Source organism: Natrinema caseinilyticum (assembly GCF_024227435.1).
GTDB lineage: Archaea > Halobacteriota > Halobacteria > Halobacteriales > Natrialbaceae > Natrinema > Natrinema caseinilyticum.
Genome location: NZ_CP100446.1, coordinates 301,065 through 318,673 on the forward strand (window position 1 = coordinate 301,065; position 17,609 = coordinate 318,673).

The 17,609-nt window shown below is 55.3% G+C and carries 16 protein-coding genes; 6 read left to right on the forward strand and 10 right to left on the reverse strand.

Annotated elements, in window-relative coordinates; all coding sequences use genetic code 11:
- Positions 1-254: 254 nt before the first annotated feature.
- The 4 genes from NJT13_RS20775 to NJT13_RS20790 all read right to left on the reverse strand — a co-directional run bounded on the left by NJT13_RS20775 (position 255) and on the right by NJT13_RS20790 (position 4,365).
- Positions 255-665, reverse strand: coding sequence for a universal stress protein (locus tag NJT13_RS20775; RefSeq protein WP_254526048.1), 411 nt, complete (start codon positions 663-665; stop codon positions 255-257).
- Between the two features lie 349 nt (positions 666-1,014).
- Positions 1,015-2,142: a lipid II:glycine glycyltransferase FemX gene (locus tag NJT13_RS20780; RefSeq protein ID WP_254526049.1), complete on the reverse strand. Its 1,128-nt coding sequence runs from the start codon at positions 2,140-2,142 to the stop codon at positions 1,015-1,017.
- Positions 2,143-2,419: 277 nt separating this feature from the next.
- Positions 2,420-2,674 carry a hypothetical protein gene (locus NJT13_RS20785; RefSeq protein WP_254526050.1) on the reverse strand — a complete coding sequence of 85 codons (255 nt, stop codon included), beginning with the start codon at positions 2,672-2,674 and terminating at the stop codon, positions 2,420-2,422.
- A gap of 227 nt (positions 2,675-2,901) precedes the next feature.
- Complete coding sequence (locus NJT13_RS20790; protein ID WP_254526051.1) at positions 2,902-4,365, reverse strand: HPP family protein; 1,464 nt, start codon at positions 4,363-4,365, stop codon at positions 2,902-2,904.
- A 110-nt stretch (positions 4,366-4,475) separates the two neighbouring features.
- On the opposite strand from NJT13_RS20790, the gene NJT13_RS20795 reads away from it, so the two are divergent.
- Positions 4,476-6,890: an amino acid permease gene (locus NJT13_RS20795; RefSeq protein WP_254526052.1), complete on the forward strand. Its 2,415-nt coding sequence runs from the start codon at positions 4,476-4,478 to the stop codon at positions 6,888-6,890.
- Positions 6,891-7,028: 138 nt separating this feature from the next.
- Here the strand turns inward: NJT13_RS20795 and NJT13_RS20800 are convergent, their stop codons facing one another.
- Positions 7,029-7,283 carry a hypothetical protein gene (locus NJT13_RS20800; protein WP_254526053.1) on the reverse strand — a complete coding sequence of 85 codons (255 nt, stop codon included), beginning with the start codon at positions 7,281-7,283 and terminating at the stop codon, positions 7,029-7,031.
- Positions 7,284-7,435: 152 nt separating this feature from the next.
- Positions 7,436-8,329 (reverse strand): DUF106 domain-containing protein, encoded by an 894-nt coding sequence (locus tag NJT13_RS20805; protein ID WP_254526054.1) that lies wholly within the window; start codon positions 8,327-8,329, stop codon positions 7,436-7,438.
- Positions 8,330-8,609: 280 nt separating this feature from the next.
- Here NJT13_RS20805 and NJT13_RS20810 point away from each other — a divergent pair, with 280 nt between their 5' ends.
- Positions 8,610-8,834: a DUF7860 family protein gene (locus tag NJT13_RS20810; protein WP_254526055.1), complete on the forward strand. Its 225-nt coding sequence runs from the start codon at positions 8,610-8,612 to the stop codon at positions 8,832-8,834.
- Positions 8,835-9,051: 217 nt separating this feature from the next.
- Here the strand turns inward: NJT13_RS20810 and NJT13_RS20815 are convergent, their stop codons facing one another.
- The 4 genes from NJT13_RS20815 to NJT13_RS20830 form a co-directional block, all read right to left on the reverse strand.
- A complete protein-coding gene (locus NJT13_RS20815; RefSeq protein WP_254526056.1) occupies positions 9,052-9,270 on the reverse strand; it encodes a hypothetical protein in 219 nt (72 codons plus the stop codon).
- Positions 9,271-9,414: 144 nt separating this feature from the next.
- The gene (locus NJT13_RS20820) at positions 9,415-11,205 is read right to left on the reverse strand and encodes an archaea-specific SMC-related protein (RefSeq protein WP_254526057.1); all 1,791 of its coding nucleotides are present in this window, start codon (positions 11,203-11,205) and stop codon (positions 9,415-9,417) included.
- Positions 11,206-11,207: 2 nt separating this feature from the next.
- The gene (gene rdfA / locus NJT13_RS20825) at positions 11,208-11,960 is read right to left on the reverse strand and encodes a rod-determining factor RdfA (RefSeq protein ID WP_254526058.1); all 753 of its coding nucleotides are present in this window, start codon (positions 11,958-11,960) and stop codon (positions 11,208-11,210) included.
- A gap of 964 nt (positions 11,961-12,924) precedes the next feature.
- Entirely contained in the window at positions 12,925-13,128 is a 204-nt protein-coding gene (locus tag NJT13_RS20830; protein ID WP_254526059.1) for a hypothetical protein, read from the reverse strand.
- A gap of 358 nt (positions 13,129-13,486) precedes the next feature.
- Here NJT13_RS20830 and NJT13_RS20835 point away from each other — a divergent pair, with 358 nt between their 5' ends.
- Genes NJT13_RS20835 through NJT13_RS20850 form a run of 4 tightly spaced genes read left to right on the forward strand, consistent with a single transcriptional unit; the run spans position 13,487 to position 17,604 of the window.
- Entirely contained in the window at positions 13,487-14,041 is a 555-nt protein-coding gene (locus NJT13_RS20835; RefSeq protein WP_254526060.1) for a plastocyanin/azurin family copper-binding protein, read from the forward strand.
- Complete coding sequence (locus NJT13_RS20840) at positions 14,038-15,765, forward strand: cytochrome c oxidase subunit I (protein ID WP_254526061.1); 1,728 nt, start codon at positions 14,038-14,040, stop codon at positions 15,763-15,765. Before NJT13_RS20835 ends, NJT13_RS20840 begins: the two co-directional genes overlap by 4 nt.
- Complete coding sequence (coxB, locus tag NJT13_RS20845; protein ID WP_254526062.1) at positions 15,762-16,793, forward strand: cytochrome c oxidase subunit II; 1,032 nt, start codon at positions 15,762-15,764, stop codon at positions 16,791-16,793. Before NJT13_RS20840 ends, coxB begins: the two co-directional genes overlap by 4 nt.
- Positions 16,783-17,604, forward strand: a complete 822-nt coding sequence (locus NJT13_RS20850) for a cytochrome c oxidase subunit 3 (protein ID WP_254526063.1) — start codon at positions 16,783-16,785, stop codon at positions 17,602-17,604. The genes coxB and NJT13_RS20850 overlap by 11 nt, the downstream gene beginning before the upstream one ends.
- Positions 17,605-17,609 lie beyond the last annotated feature (5 nt).

The following is a 17,609-nucleotide window of genomic DNA, read 5'->3' on the forward strand; positions in this document are numbered from 1 at the left end:
ATGCACAACGTCCAGGTCAAAAACCCTTTCAGCAAGCGATTACAAACCTATCAACACGAGGAATTCCAGAGTGCGGTATCAACACGAGTTAGTCATCGACAAATTCTGAAACACTCGAGTCATGAACTCTACAACGTGAATGACCGCTTTGATAATGTGCGAAATCGGGACCGAGATGGGGAAGATTTGACCGTTTCCGCGGTGGGTAGTAGTGGGTTAGATATGCAACACGGTATAGTAGCTATTACGTTCGACTAATCCTTCGATCGAACCGTCAAGACAGGTATCGGTGCGTGCCTGACGACCCGTTCGGCAGTACTTCCGATGAGGACGTGGTCTAGCCCGGTTCTTCCATGAGTGCCCATCACGATGACGCCGATATCGTTTTCGTCGCTGTAAGACAAAATCTCCTCGAAGGGTTCCCCTTTTCGGACCTCCGTGACGACGTCGATTCCTTTTTCATCGCATCGTTCTTCAATATCTTCGACCCCCCGTTCTGCTACGGCTTCTGGGTCGTATCGGATGTGATCACGAGTGACGACATACGGGACAACCGCAAACGCGTAAACTGTAGCTCCGAATCGTTCCGCGATGGCGATCCCGTTTTCGACTGCATGATCCACGTTTTCGCTTCCGTCGGTCGGGATGAGAATACGTTCGTACATCGAAGCTACGTATCGAAATCCGCTTGAATAAAATTGAGGCTTGCATACTGCAGTTGGGGGTGTGTAAGCACCAGGACGTGGTCGTGGCGAACGACGATCAGTACGTGTTTCGAAGCGCCTACGATTAACCGCACTTGGGTCCAGTGTGCGCAGTATAGCTCGAAATTAAAAAGTTGTATATAATCGAATTTAGCCACTGTATGTTCAACATGACTGGGAGCGCCTTTTGAACGAAGAAATCACCGTACGATAATTACCGCTTCTCAAGCAGCCAACGACTGATTCTGGGAGATTTGAATGTCCAGAGAAGAACCAAAGTGGCTAAGGCTATGATTCTCCATCAGATACCTCAATCATCGCGTGATGACGTGTAATACGGCCAGTACAGCCTCCGACCAGCTTTCACCAGTGGCCAGAGAGGGCTACATCCTCGCTCCCAGACGAGGACCGGTTCAGTTCGACCGCCGAAGGCTTCCTTGAAGCGGAAGACGCCGTCCTCGAAGTTCGTGTTCGTGCTTCCGAAATCATACGTCTCGTAGCCGTTCTTAATTCCCCAACGAAATACGCGGTCATAAAGAAGTTCAGATGCGTGATCGTCGAAATATTCCTTGGGAACTGCTGCAAAAAAGCCGTGTATCGAATTTTGCTCTTCGTCGAGCAATTCGAGCATCCCCCCAGCGTACTCGGAGTCGATCCGGATCGTTACTAGAAGCAACTGTTCGTCCATCGCTTGCAATTGTTCGAAGAACGAAACGGGGTAGGTCACCCCACCGACGCGACTCATGACGCGCTGGTAGGTCCGGTGAAACCGCTGCAGTTTTTTTGGCGTGATCTCCTCTTCGATTATTTCGTAGTCGGCATCCTTACCACGTTCGATTCCTCGCCGCCGAGTCCGGCTCATATCTGCGAGGATTTCGTCGTATCCTTTCGTGAGATCCAGGAGGAATCGACATTCCCGTCGATGTGGCTTATAGCCAAGTGACTGGAAAGTGTCGTTGTACCGCAGGTAACTCATGTCGAGCCCGCGGATCTGGTGGACGATTGTCCGTCCCTGACACAGGTCCGGAATGGCCCTTAGTACGCGATCGAGGGACTCTTTCGTGTCCGTCGGAAGTAATGGCCCGCCGAAACCAGGGTAGAGTGACGAGAGACGGTTGAGTGGTGTCTTTTCGATTCCCACGACAAAATTCGGCATCACACCGATCACATTCCCGTCTTTGACGATGACCAAGTGCTTCGGCGTATAGTCCAGGCCAGTCTCGATCGCACTGAGCCACTCGTACCGATGGAATACACTGCCACGGCTTGAACGGCGGACGATCGCATTCCACTGTTCTTTTTCTACGGACTGTATAGTATCGGTGACAGTCAGTTCGATATTCGTCTTTCTATTTGAGGTGGATCGGCTTTTGAAATTCGAGAATAGCGAACGGAGACTGGAAGCCCTACAGCTACTGTTGCCGGTATTTTCAGCCATCGATTGATTCAAACACGGATATCATTTTAGTAGTACTGTTCGTATTCATTCTCTGATTTCGCCGCCGGAAGTTGATTCACTTTGTGACGGAACTGATCGGCCGATACGATGCTAAACGTAGCGAAATTTGATTTGATAGTTGTTGCCGCCTCAACGCGAAAGCATAACGATTTCGCCCCTATCACGGACAATTTACGGCGTCGGTTGATGCCACAGAGTCCTCACAGACGTTCCTGACGTTTGCTAACATAGTTTAACCAAATAACTTATAGAAATCTCAGGTGCTTTTTTCTCCGTTCACTTGTTCCGATTCTTTGCTTGACGATCCAGTGCGTGGGGATGCAGTCTTGGTCGGAACTTCGGTTTCGGCTGCGAGATACGCTAATCCGCCGACACACACCAGTATAAATACACTACCCAGAGCCGCCACTGATCCGATACCGTTCTGGTAGAATATTCCAAATACGACAATCACCGCGCCGAGAACCATGCTAAGGAGTAGCGAACTGTACAGTACGGTTTCGCTTGTCATATTATGGCATACGTCCGAGGGCATGATAAATGTTCACAATGGGTGGGTAGACAGAATCGAGTAAACTCACTCCCCTATGATAGCGATAGCGGAGTCTGCCGTGCAAGTAAATCGATAGAACTGAGGCCGACAGGCCAAAGTGATTCGATAAAAAGCACCGCGTTATCACCCCTCGTCTATCGTTGTATTCAAACGTATGGTGACACGGCGTCACTCGTCGACACAGACTATCCGCGATGAACGATGGCTAAATCGCACTCCAATTCGTAGATACGCTCGTACGTCGGCGACGAGATGAAACGGGATGGAGCACTTCGATCGGTACTCGCGCCAACGATGGCGACGTCGTAGTGAGAGGCGTTGCGCGTGAGGAACTCCTCGACGGATCCGTGTCCGATCCGCGTCTCGACCGGGACTGAAAGGGATTCGACGACGTTCTCGAGAAGTATCTCTGTAGCCCGTCGCTCCCCATGGTTCGAGATACACGAAGAGGCACTAATGGTTCCGCCGTCCGAAACGAGACGCTTTGCGAATTCCAACATCGTGTTGGCCAACTGGCCGGACGAACGCACCATCACGAGGAGACGGTGCCATTCGGTACGGCCGTTTGAAGGGCGAAACACGACGGTGTCGATGGTCCCCGAGATCAGCGTCCGGACGAACTGAGCAGGCGCGGCCTCGTCCGTTTCGTAGGGTGCACAGATCAAGTCGCAGTTCTCTGTCCCGGCCGTCTGTAAAATCGTCTTTCCTGTCGAGCCCGTATCGACTGCGACGACGTATTCACAGGGAACATCCACCTCGCTCGTGATCCGCTCCGAAAGACGGTCGAAGCGCTGGAGTGCTCGGTCTGTGATCTGTTCTTCCGCTTTACTGGTACTATCGTGAGTTTGCCCCTCAGAACCGTCACTCTCGGTCGGGGACGCCGTAGATCCTATTCGGTCCGCTGTCTCCTGAATCGCATCCTCACTAACCGTCTGCATGAGAACGACCTTTCCCATTTCGTGAGCCGCGGCGAGTCGTGCGGCGAACAACGCCAGTGATACGGTGCCATCACCGCGAACTGGAACGAGTACCTTGTCGTCACCGCTCGTTGACTGAAACAGGTACCGCGAACGCTCACAGTAGAAGTGCCGTCGCCAGACAACGAAGATGCTCGCGACGAGGATACTTGAGACGACGATACCCACCACGTACGTGAGCTTCTCCGATCCGGTTACTAAAATCAGCAGTGCCGTCGAAAAAGCCGTCGGCTCCTCGAATTCTAGCATCCAGGTCGAAAGACCGGTGAGTAAGATCCCCAGCGCTGCCGCACCGGCGTGCACCCGAAACTGCTCCGGCGGAACAACGTATAGGAAACGAGCCGTCAGTTCGAGAGCGAACCACCCGCAGAGCGCGCCTGTCGTCATTCCACCAACGAACTTCCGTGGTGTGGAGTATCTTCCGTCAGGATCTGCAAAAAGCGTGTACGTACCAGATGCGAGCGGGGGATAGACAAAAAACGAGATGATCGGGGAAGCGTTCGAGAGCCAGGTGATCGATCCGATAAGAAGTGGGATGACGATGAGCGCGGAGAGGTGGAGGAGGTTTTCGGTATCCTCGAACCATCGACGTAGCGATTTCAATTCCCGTCGTTTAAGCCGTCGCGCGCGGCGACGGATCGAGTAGTATCGACCTCGCAGTGACTCGAGCATGAGCGGATGTATCGGGTACAACGGGAAGAAAATGTGGGGGTATACTGCCGCCCTGAAACACCCGATAGTAACCGAAACATTAGTTGGGCTCTTTCCTCAAGCCCTAGGCAATGACGGACGGTACAGCGGACTCAGAGCCGCCAGTAGCGCCTGAGTCCGACAGCGACGTCGAGACGGAGCTATCGCGCGACATGAGCCTCTTCGACATCACATTCATCGGTGTCGGGGCGATGATCGGTGCCGGCGTATTCGCCCTGACGGGCTTCGCTGCCGGCCTGGCCGGACCGGCACTTACGCTGGCGTTTCTTCTGAACGGCTTCGTGGCCATATTTACGGCAGTCTCGTACGCGGAGCTGGGGGCCGCCTTTCCCGAAGCCGGTGGGGGGTACCTTTGGGTAAAGGAAGCGCTCGTCGACCCGAACGGGTTCTTCGCTGGCTGGATGAGCTGGTTTGCCCACGCCGTCGCCTGTTCACTGTACGCTGTCACGTTTGGCGTCTTCGTAACCGAATTCGTCGTCTATTCGGGCCTCCTTTCGGAGGGGTTCGTCCTGTTTGGAGTCTTCGATCGACTCCTGCTTGAGAAGCTACTCGCCGTCGTCGTGGTGAGTCTGTTCGCCTATATCAACTACCGCGGTGCCGAGGAGACCGGCAAAGCGGGCGTCGTCGTGACGGGCATCAAGGTAATCATTCTGACCGTCTTCGTTGGGTTCGGTATCCTCGCGACGATCAATACGCCGAACTGGCCGGCGAAGTTCGTCGCCCACCCTGAATTCGCACCAAATGGCGTTATCGGCGTCATCGGTGCGATGGGATTCACCTATATCGCGTTCGAAGGATACGAGATCATCGTTCAATCCGGCGAGGAAGTTGTCAACCCCGGAGAGAACGTTCCGAAAGCCGTCTTCTACTCCCTGTTGATCGTCGTACCGATTTACATTCTCGTCTCGTTTGCCGCACTCGGCGGCATCAGCGTCGGACCTGACCTCGCAGCGCGTGCGGACATCGCCAGTGACGCTCCGACGTGGCGTCTGCTCGGAAATCTTGGTGAACTCGGTATCATAGAAGCCGCCGGACAATTCGTCCCATACGGTGTCCCGCTGTTGCTCATCGCCGGACTGACAGCGACGATGAGCGCGTTGAACGCGACAGTCTACTCATCCTCTCGTGTCTCATTCGCGATGGGGCGAGATAGGGCTCTCCCAGCGGTATTCGACAGTATTCATCCCGAGAAGCGGACGCCACATTTGGCTATTTTCCTCTCGACAATACTCATCGTCCTGATGGCCATCGCACTGCCCATACAGGCAGTCGCCGCGTCGGCAGACATCATGTTCATCCTCCTTTTCATCCAAGTCAACTGGACGGTCATCAAGATGCGCAAGACCCACCCAGACCTTCCGCGCACGTTCGAGGTTCCCTACATGCCGTGGCCGCCGCTAATCGGTATCGTCCTTCAGTTCCTGCTTACGCCGTTTCTCCTCTCAGCGCTCGGTTTGGAACTTGGTCTTGGTCCAGACTCCCATGGGTTCATCGCGCTCATCACCACCGTAATTTGGATGGCGCTGGGTATCGTCGTGTACTACGGCTATTCAGAGCGGAAAGAAATCGAGAAACTCGAGGAGGAGACGCCGACTGTGGCCACGGAGCAGGCACCAGCACCGCAGCGTCGTGCGCGGGATCAGCAGATTCTCGTACCGATCTCGAATCCCGACAGCGTCGATCAATTGATGCGAACCGCGTTCGACCTTGCCGTAGAACGGAACGCAGAGATCGAAGTGGTGAGCGTCGTGGAAGTCCCCCCACAGACACCTCTGTCCGAAGGACGGGAATTCGATACACCCCAACGTGACGTCATCGAACGTGCGATGGCGTACGCATCCGAAAGCGAACACGATATTCCCGTGAGCGGCACGGTCCGAATCGGTCACGACGTGGGGGCAGCGATCCTAAATACGGTTTCGCAGGGGGAGATCGATCTGGTGTTAATGGGATGGCGTGGTCGGAGTCATCGAACCGACTACGTCCTCGGGAGCAATGTCGACCAGGTTGTTACCCAGGCACGGTGTGACGTGCTCGTAAAGCGGATGAGCCCCGCAGGTGACATTGGCTCGATCCTCGTCCCGACTGCAGGCGGCCCCCACGCCCAGTTCGCCGCCGAAGTTGCACGGGCGATCGCCCGTGCGACGGACGCGTCCGTCGAGGTGATTTACGTCACTGCGCCCGGTGAGGCCGATGCAGACGTCGCCGAGCGGACCCTCGATCGAACCGCAGCCGTATTTGAGGATGTTGCTGTCACAACCGAGACCGTTGAGGGTGACGACGTCTCGAATACGATCGTGGAGCGAGCCGAAAACCACGACGTAACGATCGTCGGGTCGTCTCGAGAAGGACTGTTACAACAACTCGTGTTCGGATCCGTTCCCGAAGAGACCGGACGACGCGCGAATGGGGCGGTAATCATGGCAAAGCGATACGTCGGGATCAAATCACGGGTAACGCGCTGGTTTCGAAACCAGCGGAACTGAGTCCCAGATGCCACAGCCCTTTCCGGCCGGAGCAGTACTGCCCCGTTCAACCGGCTAACTGCTGTCACGGCCTAACCCAATCGTCGGATATTACAGAGTCGATCGAGAACTGCCGGTTCCTGCTCAAGCGCAGTTCTTTCAGTCCGCAGATTTCTCGACACCGGGCGTGATGTACGGAATTTCTTCTTCGATAAGACGTCGTTCGAAGTAGAGGAGTTCGACGAGGAAGATAGCGGCAGCGATCAATATGACCGCAAAAAATGTCCCTCGTTGTTCGACATAGAGGTGATATAACATCAGGAAGAAGAAACCGATTGAACCAGTGGCACCGGCGACAGGCAGCGTCGCGTTGATCTGATCAGCGTTGCGACGAGTGAACGCGAGGACGCTCATCGCCCCGAAGACGACGATGAAGGACAACGACACAACGATCGTTCGGGCAACGCGAATCGATCACCCGTGATATACACCTGACTCGCTCCATCAATTCCCTAAATAATCGTGCTAAAAGCACCAAAGCCGAGATAACAACCCATTAGGCATTGTTACGCCGGGGCCGGAAGTCGATCAGCGAATAATTTTCTGATCATCTGGCGGGACGCCATCGAGCACAGGAAGTACCAAAAGATCCAGGCCGGCACAAAACCGAATACGGCTTCTTGCCACCTGACAGGGCCCGCAATGGGAAAAACCATACCCATTTCTCCCCCGGTGAGGTGTCCTCCCCGAATCTTCCAGCGCAGCCAGAGGAAGACCGGAATCGTCAGGAGCATCGTCCAGACCATGGGCCGGAACTGAAGTTTGAACATTCCCAGGTTGTCCCCCGCGGCCTCCATCTGCTCTTCCCGAATTCGTTTAAGTTCCTCGTCGTCACCCCGCTCTTTGGCAGCTGTGCGCCGCTCGCTCAAGTCACTCATCCGCTCTCGATACGCCTCCATCTTCTCGTGGTCCATGAGCCACGACTGTAACACGGTCGAATAGAGACCCGTTACGACCGCCAGCAAAATCACGACAGCGTAAAAAGGCACGATATCCGTAAGGGGGCCCAGAAAGACGTTATCGAGGGACGCGACGATATTCCGAATCTCCGAGTTCCAGTATCCCATAAAAAGAATAAGCGTAACCAACCCGGCGACTTTGTCGTACCACTTCCACGACTCGGGATCGAGCTCATCGAACTTCCTACTGGCGGTTATCTCCGTTTCATCCTCCTCGAGCGCGCGGCGAACCCTTTCGGAGTTCGCGAGGACGAATCCGCTGCTCCCGCTGACGAGAATGTCCTGACTAAGCAATCTACCCCACTGACTACTTGATACTGTATCGCTAACGTCTTCCCATCGAATCTCCTCGTTTCCCTCATCCGTCCGCTCAAATATAACGCTAAGAGCCTCTCTGGTCACATCGCTCTCGAGAAGCATTCCTAATTGCTCTGCTGGCATCGCCTTGTATCCGGTTTCTCACCGATGGGTATCAACTCTTCTGTTCATCGGAGTGCATCCCGATTCGTCTAATGAGTTGCGGTGGCGGGCGGTCGGCGTCATCTAACAACAACCCCTCAGTCATTGTCACGAGTACACTCGTTCGACTTCAGTGACGTCGTCGGCCATGTTGGTTATCAAGAAACGAACGTTGGTATCGGCGGCAACCCGTTCGCGAAACCATGGTAGTTTCGTGACACGGGTCGTAACGAATATTATCTCACACGTCGTGCCTTGTCGTATGGGTCACAATATGGGTCTCGACTATGCAACGTACGCGAAACGTGGCTTCCTACTCGGCCTCGCCCTCTTTCTCTTCGGCGCACTTGGAGCAATGGTTGCATCGAGGATGGGACCGTTCCCGGGGTGGGAAAGAACGCTTCTCTCCGATTCGATGATCCTCGGTTTTTCGCTTGGCTTCATCTCTGTCTTCGGATTCGGAATCGTCCTCCCACTCACCGAATGATTGCCTGATAGGCCCGGATACTCAGGCAATAGATGCCATATTCCAACCGTTGAAATTCTGCATCGATACCTCGATGAACGTGACATGATTTCATATGATACTCACCTTCGAACCCGTGATGCTAGGCATGCATATCGTTTCGTCACCTCCCTATGTTGTAGACGCTCTCGTAGGTGACTATTCCAGTCCTTCGTTCGGAACCACGTGGGGGCATTTCCTAAATGTCGATGTCGACGACTTCTTTGGATCCACAGTCCGGGCAGGTCAGCCAGTATTGAATGTGTCCCGTCCTGGGATCCGTCTCGACGTGGGTGTCCCACTCGTCGTGGAGCACGGACGCCTCGAACTCGCATCCACTGCAGGACAATTGCTTATGCTCGAGGCTCTTGGTGAAGGCGTTGACGCCCTTTTGGTGCTCATCAGTAAAGCGGCTCATCAAGTAATAATCTCGTCGCCACTTACTAAACTGTGTTGGGGGATCGACTCGCAGACTCGCGGTCAGATACCGATGATCCGTCTGCTAACTTCGAGGGCAGACGAGCCCAAATTAGGAGCGAAAGATCTCGCTGACGTCACAATTTCAGGACGAGGCCTGTACGTCAGAGCTGAGCGAGACGACCTGCCAGTCGGACGGAGATAGCTCATGGGCATCGAAGCTCGCGTGTTCCGGGTAAGCGGTGAGAACGAGATACGACGTTCGATCCGCGAGGTAGTCTACTAACACTTCGAGGTTGTCACTTGCGAGACCGCCGAGTCCGTCGAGGAGCATTACCGGAACAGTGTCTCCGACTTCAAATGCTTCGTGCCCGGCGAGCGCTGCGACAATACCGAGAAGTTCCCGCTCGCCCTCACTGAGAGCGTTCAAATCTGCTTCCCGACCCTCTCGTGCGACGACAAGATCGAAATTAGCGGTGAGCCGGGCGGTTTCGAACCCGGTCTCGAATCGACTGAGGAGATCCTCCAAAGCCGCCGAGAAGGCCTCTCTGGTGCGGTCTTTTACCACTTGCTTCCGGTTTCGAAGATCAGTTATCTCTTCCGTTATCGACTCGTATTCGTCTGCGAGCATGTTCCGCTGTTCGGCACGTCGTTTCGTCGTTTCGAGTTCGTCGCGAGCGTCGGCGAGCTCCGCCTCGGTGTACTTGATGTCGCTCTCCACCTCTGTGATCTGATCTCTCGTTTCGTCGACGGCTGCGCCGAGGGTTTCGATGCGTGCATCTAGATCGGCACGTTTCGTCTCCGCAGCTTCGAGCGACGCCTCGGTCTCGCTCACGCGGGTTTCCAGGTCTGCGATGTCGGATTCGAGGTCTGACCGACGGCGTCGAGCCTGTTTTGCCTCGTCGCGTTTCGCCTCGAGTTCTTCGACGTCGCTTCTGTACGCTCGAGCTTGCTTCCGAAGTCCTGAGATCGTCTGATCAAGCGCATCGAGTTGTGACTCGATTGAATCGCGTGTCGTCTCCTGGCCACATATCCAGCACGAGATAGCATCCGCCGTCATCTCGTGGGAGATATCGGTCAAAAGTTCGACTCGCCCTTCGTCGATGATTCGCTTGTTCGCCTCGAATACGGACTGGAGGAGTTCCCTGTCACGTTCGATGTCCCGAAGGTCGTCGCGTATTACCGAAAGTTCGTCTTCGACATCCCCGATAGCCGGAACTGACAGCGACTTGAGTTCCTCTTGCTGATTCGAGAGCCGCTCGTTGAGACGTTCCAGTGTATTTTCGAGTCGCTCGACCTTTGTCGAAACCCTGTTTCGCTCCGCTTGAAGATCGCTTAGCTCTTCTCTCGGAACATCGTCCGCCGTCGTATCGTTGGCATCCAGCGACGCTCGTTTGCGGTGCAGTTCTTCGAGATCGGATTCGAGACCGGTGACTCGTTCTTGAAGCGTAGGAAGGCGATCCGCTGCCGTTTTCGCTCGCTCGAGTTCGCTTTCTACTTGGTCACGCTCGGCGCGAAGATTCGCGATCCGCTCCTCAATATTTTCGAAATCAAGCGGACTCGTCAGTAGTTCTTCTAGGTCCGTGTTTGTACGTACTGCATCCCGTATTTCGTTATCCTCGTCGAGGAATGAAAAAAGGCTCGCACACTCTCGTTCATAGTCGTCCGTCAAGTACGGCTTCCCTGACTGCGTTACCGATCCGTTCGTTCGGTGAAGATCGACGGCGAACTCGCTTTCGTCTGTATCGAGTACTACTTGACCTTGGTCTTGACCCTCAGTAAGAGGTGTATCAGTTCCAAATACTGTCTTGATCCCGTAGAGAAAGCTCGATTTACCCTGCCAATTACTCGCCCGGACGGCGTTTACGCCTGGTTCAATTCGAGCTTCGCCGCTCCGTATTCCAGCGATGTTCTCGAGTGAGAGATGCCATGTCATATTTAGAATCCAACCACCGTTAGAGCGTCGAGAAGATAAAGATCTTCGAAAACGAGTGTTGGTATCGCTTCAACAAGCGAGAATGGAAGTGCGATAGTCGAGAGCTGGTTGCTAATGCGGTCGGTCACGGTCTCATTGGATTGCGTTTCGAAGTGCGCCTCGCATACGTATCCGCGTTCGACCGCGTCTTCGAACGGAACGCGGACAGAACACTCGGGGCAACTTAGTTTCACCTGTACGTCAACGGTCGCTCGTTGCCCCTCTGGGAGTTTGCCCTTAGAAGTAAGGGAAGAGAGCGCTGATTGAGCCTTTTCAGCCGTCCGGTCTTTCGCCATATCAACTGAATTCCGCTCCCATTCGGTCTTGGCTGACGAAATCTCTTTCTCCGCTTCAAGACAACCTTTCAGGTGATGGCGCATCGTGCTCCAGGAGATGAACTCATCTGTAATCTCGTCAATATCCAGATCGTCAGTTGATAGATCCGCGGCCAGTTCGTCTCGCTCGACAGCGTCACCACCGACAATGAGTTCATATTCTCGGTCTAGATGTGCCGCCATCGTATCACGACCGTTTTCTTCGTACACCCGATCGAGAACTTGCTTGTTAAAGTACTTCGTGAGGGACTTGTATCCCTCGGACTCGCGGCCGTCTACTCCAGTCCACCGTTGCACAAGATACTCGTCAAGAGAATCGTACTCGACGCTTGGCACGGTGAGTTCATAACGGTCCATGAGACGGTCAACCTTGCAGCCCATTGTTCGTTCGCACGGGAGTAGACTCCACAAAGTATTAAACGTGTTTACCCACTCCCCATTAGCGTAATATATATTCTAACGCACTGATTGTAAATTTCTTTATTGAACGATGGAGTGTTTTTGCCGATGATGAAAGGCTCTGTCTGGTGATGAAGTACAGTAAACGCAGTACACGCGGGTGCTCCTGTCACGTCACCGTGCGTATCTCTCTGCTGGTGCGACACGATTCGATGTACGTGTTCCGCAATGGGTGGCCTTAGAGGAGTTTCGCACAGGTTCGGCGACTTCACCTACGAGAATGTGTTGGGCCAGTCGGCGTCGCCAACTGGTTTGGCTCTTCACCACGGTATCTCGAAAGTAGCGCAACCTCTCAAATTGATTAGGGGTAGGGAGAGTGCGCCTTCAACCTTCGGATACTGCACCACCATGGCGAAGCAGAGTCATCCGTATCCGTATGGATTGAATCAAGATCGGATCAGATGCCTGGGTCTGTCTTGGAACAATCTTGAGGAACTGAATAGGAATGTAGGTGAGAGATCCGTTCTAAATACCCTCAACAATGTAATTCCTACGCAAGTTAAGCTGCCAACTCGTGAAGTGACCTCGATATCGTAGTCGAATTCGACACTATCCGAGTGATCCAGCCTACAATGATATCTTTTTCGGATTGAGTGCTGACCTCCGCGAGTCGTTCAAGACTGTCAATTTAGACGACGTCACCGGAACTGGTCGAGTCGATCTTTGACCAAGGTATCCTCCTCATCGGAAACCGAGAGTACTTGGCCGATACCTGAAGCCCACAAACGGAAAGAGACTCCTCAACTCGAGCAACAGCGCGTCCGGATCCCCCGTCGACTCGGGAAACAGCCACCGAAATCCTCTCACAGGACGATTGAATTGATTTTCTTGTTGAGGCGTTTCCCGACACCGATAACGGCTCGCCGGGCATCTTTGAACCTACAACTCATGCATAAAAGATGACAACTCCCCAGATTACGACGCCCCCAGCGAGAGCGAGCGCGAGGACGGCCACCGTATAATACCCTGTGAACACGCCGACGCCAACGACGGTTAGTTTCACAAGCAGCGTGAGTCCTAAAACCAGTGCGAAAAGAGTGTTTCGCCCGCCAATTGGCATAGAACTGTGGGCACCACCGTCATCACCCATGGCTAGTACCTCCGAGCGAGGGTTGTCCGCTGTCCGTCGACGGCGATCGATACGCTTGCTCGGGACAAGTCACTCGAAGCATCATGGTGTTGCTGCACACCTCTGTCCGCAGTCGGTTAATCCTATCGTGTGCAGAACTGCACTACTGCTGAGTCTGAGTCGTCTGCTTACCTTTTCAAGCCTATTCTCTTTACTCCTAAATCACCTGGATTAGATATCCAGTTTCCAGCAAAAGTCCATGTAATACGGTGACACGTCTATCATGTCTCCAACACCGAGACGGACACTACTCAAAACAGTCGTAGGGGTAGCCGCCGGAGCGTCTATCGCGGGATGTACGCAACCAGTTGCCCGCGACATGCCATCCAGCGAACTTGTCGGCGGGCCGAACGACCGTCAGTCGGACTTGACGGTGTATCTATACGCGCCTGACAACGGCGGTGAAGCTGGTAACGGACAGATTCTCTATATGTTCCGGCCGATGGTCGCCTTCATAGAGCGAGGGGCCACTGTCACGTGGACGCACGCTGGCAACGAAACTGTCCTACACTCGTCGACAGCCTTCGGCGGGACGAGCACCGATCTGAGGTTGATCCCGGAAGACGTACAGGGTTGGAACTCAGGGCCGTTCGCGGCCAGAAAAGACCCCTACAGACGCACATTCGAGACGCCGGGCGTGTACGTCTACTACTGCATGCCGCACAAGAATTTCGGCATGGCCGGCATTCTCATCGTCGGGGACACCGGACCGGATGACCCAGGTTGGAGTCCAGCGATGACGGAACCTGTAAAACAGCGGGAAACACTCTCGTCGGAGATGATGAAGAAAATTGACAGACTCAGAAATATGGTCAAAAAACAGTACGACACCGACGGTCAATCCGAACACCGAAGCGGGGGTGAATCGTCGTGAGCGAAGCTAGGAATCCGCTGGCGATCGAACACGAGCCGTCAGGCTGGCGCAAGTGGGCCTACACGACCAATCATAAGCGTATCGGCGTCATCTACCTGTGGGCCGGCCTGTTTTATTTCCTGCTCGCCGGATTCGCTGCGATGTTATTCCGGGCTGAACTGATTACAGTGCCGGCAACTCTGTTCAGTTGGAACGAATATAACGCACTCGTGACACTCCACGGACTGACGATGATATTCCTCGTCTTACAGGTCCTTGGGGGTGCCTTCGGCAACTTCATGCTCCCGTTATTGCTCGGTGCCGACGAGATGGCCTACCCGCGACTCAATGCGCTCGGCGCATGGATCGTCTGGGGCGGTGGCCTTCTCTTGTGGTGGCCCGTCATTACGTACCTGCTTAATCTCACGGGCCTCCCGTTCTATGGCGGCTGGTTCGGGTATGCACCAATGTCGACTACCCTCCCGACTGTCGGTGCCCGAACCTGGCCGCTGGCTATCATTTTGTTGACGATCGGATCGACAGGAACGTTCATCAACTTCCTCGTGACGATTCTCAACGAGCGACGTCCAGACCTCAGTCTCCTCGACATGCCCATGTTCGCCTGGGGGATTCTCGTCACGGGGCTGCTCGCCGTCTACGGCTTCCCGTGGCTCACCGCCGCGATGGGACTGGCCTACCTCGAGATGACGTACAACCTGGCCTTCTTCAACCCGATGCTCGGCGGATCACCGACGTTGTATGCTCAACTGTTTTGGCTGTTCGGCCATCCTGAGGTGTATCTCGTCATTCTTCCCGGGTTCACCGCCGTGCTGATGATCTTACCGCGCTTTTCTGGACGTCCCCTCTGGGGGCGGAACTTAGTGCTCGGCGGAATTCTTTGGATCACCTTCCTCTCGAATCTCGTCTGGCTCCATCACATGTTCACTATCGGTACCGGTAGTAGCCGCTTCGCTTTCATGTTTACGTCGCTGGGTATCGTCGTCGGCTTCGCAGTTATCCTCTTCTCGATGGCTGCGACGATGTGGAAAGGCCGTGTCAGGCTACGGACGCCGATGCTGTTCTCGCTCGGATTCATAATGATGCTGATTATTTCCGGCCTTGACGGCGTCTTACTCGGAATCGTACCAAACAATATCCTCGTCCACGACACGTGGTTCATCGTGGGCCACTTCCACTTTACGCTGTTCGCCAGTATCCTTGCGCTGTTCGCCGCGTTGTACTACTGGTATCCACGGATGACCGGTCGGATGTATAGTGAGTTCTGGGGGAAGGTCCACTTCGCGTTCACATTCGTGTTTGCCACGAGTCTGTTCTTCATCATGGGGAAGCTCGGCGAGACCGGAATGATCCGACGGTACGCATCCTACACGTACATGCCGTCGCTACAGACCCTCCAGATACTCGGTACTGCCGCCGCGTTCATCATCGGTGCCGCTCAGGTCGTTTTCGCTGCGAACCTGTTGTGGAGTCTCTTCAACGGCGACCGCGTGGAAAATCCGTGGGACGATCTCGTTGTCGGACAGGGCATGCCCTCGCCCGAGTGGGACGGGTTCCCGTACTGGCCACCGACCCCCGCGAACGTCACGAACCCGCAGGCCAAACGGGGCGAGGAGCACGCGTCCGACGAGCGTGATTCCAGCCATGATGAATACACCGCGTCCGACGGGGGAACGGTCGACGAGTCGAGCGATGGCACATCATCAGACGGAGGTGAGACTCGATGAGTGACGAGGACTCTAGAGGCTACGGGGAATCGCTCCTCTGGGCGCTCGTCCTCCTCGTCGGGCCGGCGGGTCTCGTCTGGGAGTTCGGGCTGAGCATCATACACACCCTGCCGCTGAGCGAAAACCTTCCGATCCGCTTTATCGAGCACATCGAAGTGGCAATGTACACGCTCGTCATCGTCCTTGGCGGTGGGACGCTCTTGGCGTTCATCTACGCCGCAATACGCTACTCGGACGAGTTCAAGAGAGCACCGGACGCGATGTCGGTCAACTGGGCACAACGATCGTTCATCGCGTGGATCGCCGTCATCATCGCCGTTCTTTTGATAACGGCGACGGTCGGCGCGACCACGCTCATGACGGTCGACAGCGGTCCCGCACCGCCCGACTCGGCGGGGAATCAGATCGACACCGAAGAGGCGCTCACCTACAAGGTCGTCGGCGTCCAGTGGACGTGGATGGTTAAGCCTGTCCAACCGAACCACCTCGGGTTCGCGATGCGTCGAGAGATTCGCGTGCCGGCAAACACGACGATCCATCTCGAGATCACGTCGAAAGACGTCATCCACAGCTTCGCGATTCAGGAACTCGGCGTCAAGAAAGACGCCGTGCCCGGACAGGTCAACCACTACTGGTTCGTCGCCCAGGAGCCCGGACGGTACCAAATCAACTGCGCGGAGCTCTGCGGAGCTGGCCACTCCCAAATGACACCGACACTGGTCGTGATGCCCCGCGAGGAGTACGGACAGTGGGTCGTCGAACAGGGCGGTACCAACCCGTTCAAGTCAACCCAACAGTCACAGATGAACGCGACCACCGCGAATACGACAGCTGGAACGGAGAATCGAACCGCGACCACCGGCATGCAGGCCGGCAACGCGACGACCGGACCGCAGAACGGAACAGCAACGACCGAAAAGACGGCAGACGAAGGCGACAACGCGACAGCGGGCGCGAATAGCCTCGGTCGCCACCCCACCGCGGTCAACACTATCGCGACCGAACGGAGAGGTATCGATGCTGGGTGACGATACCGAACCGTATTCCGACGTCCCCGACGAGGTTTCCGTGAGCGAAGGAACTGAAGGGTTCCCTCACGAGAGCAAGTATCCCCTGGTCGTCACCGTGGGGCTTACGCTTCTCGGCTTCGGGCTCGCCTTGCCGGCTCCGCTGTTTGTCATCCTTGTGGGTACCCCGGTCACGCTCTGGGGGGTTGGAGGCTGGACGTACGAATACACGATCGAAGACTATGAAGACCGGGTGATCCCCGAGCAGAAGCGCCAACTCCTTGGTATGGAGACCGGGATGATTGCGACATGGCTGTTCATCGTCACCGAGGGGCTGCTGTTCGCTGGACTGTTCCTCGCTTACTTCTTCCTCGAGGCCGACCACGGTCCGTGGCCGCCCGAGGAGCTTCCGCCGCTGGATCTGCCGTACGCGCTGGGGCTCACCGTCATCCTTCTGCTCAGCGGGATCACGCTGTACTGGGCCCGCCGTGGGCTCGAGCATGGGAACCGGCGGCAGTTCAACTACGGGCTGGCTGTGACCATCATTCTCGGCCTCGCGTTTCTTCTCGGACAGGCCAACGAGTACAGCACCATGCTGAGTGAGGGGTTGACGCCGTGGGCCAGCGCGTATGGATCGACGTTCTACGTCGTCACTGGAACGCACGGCATCCACGTCATTTTCGGACTCGTCTTACTGGGGCTGGTCGGCGCCCGCGCATGGGGTCGCGGTCACTTCGACGCCGACCGGCACCTCTTCGTGAAGACGGCGTCGTACTACTGGCACTTCGTCGATGCCATCTGGTTCCTCATTGTCCTGTTTGTTTATTACTGAGGAAT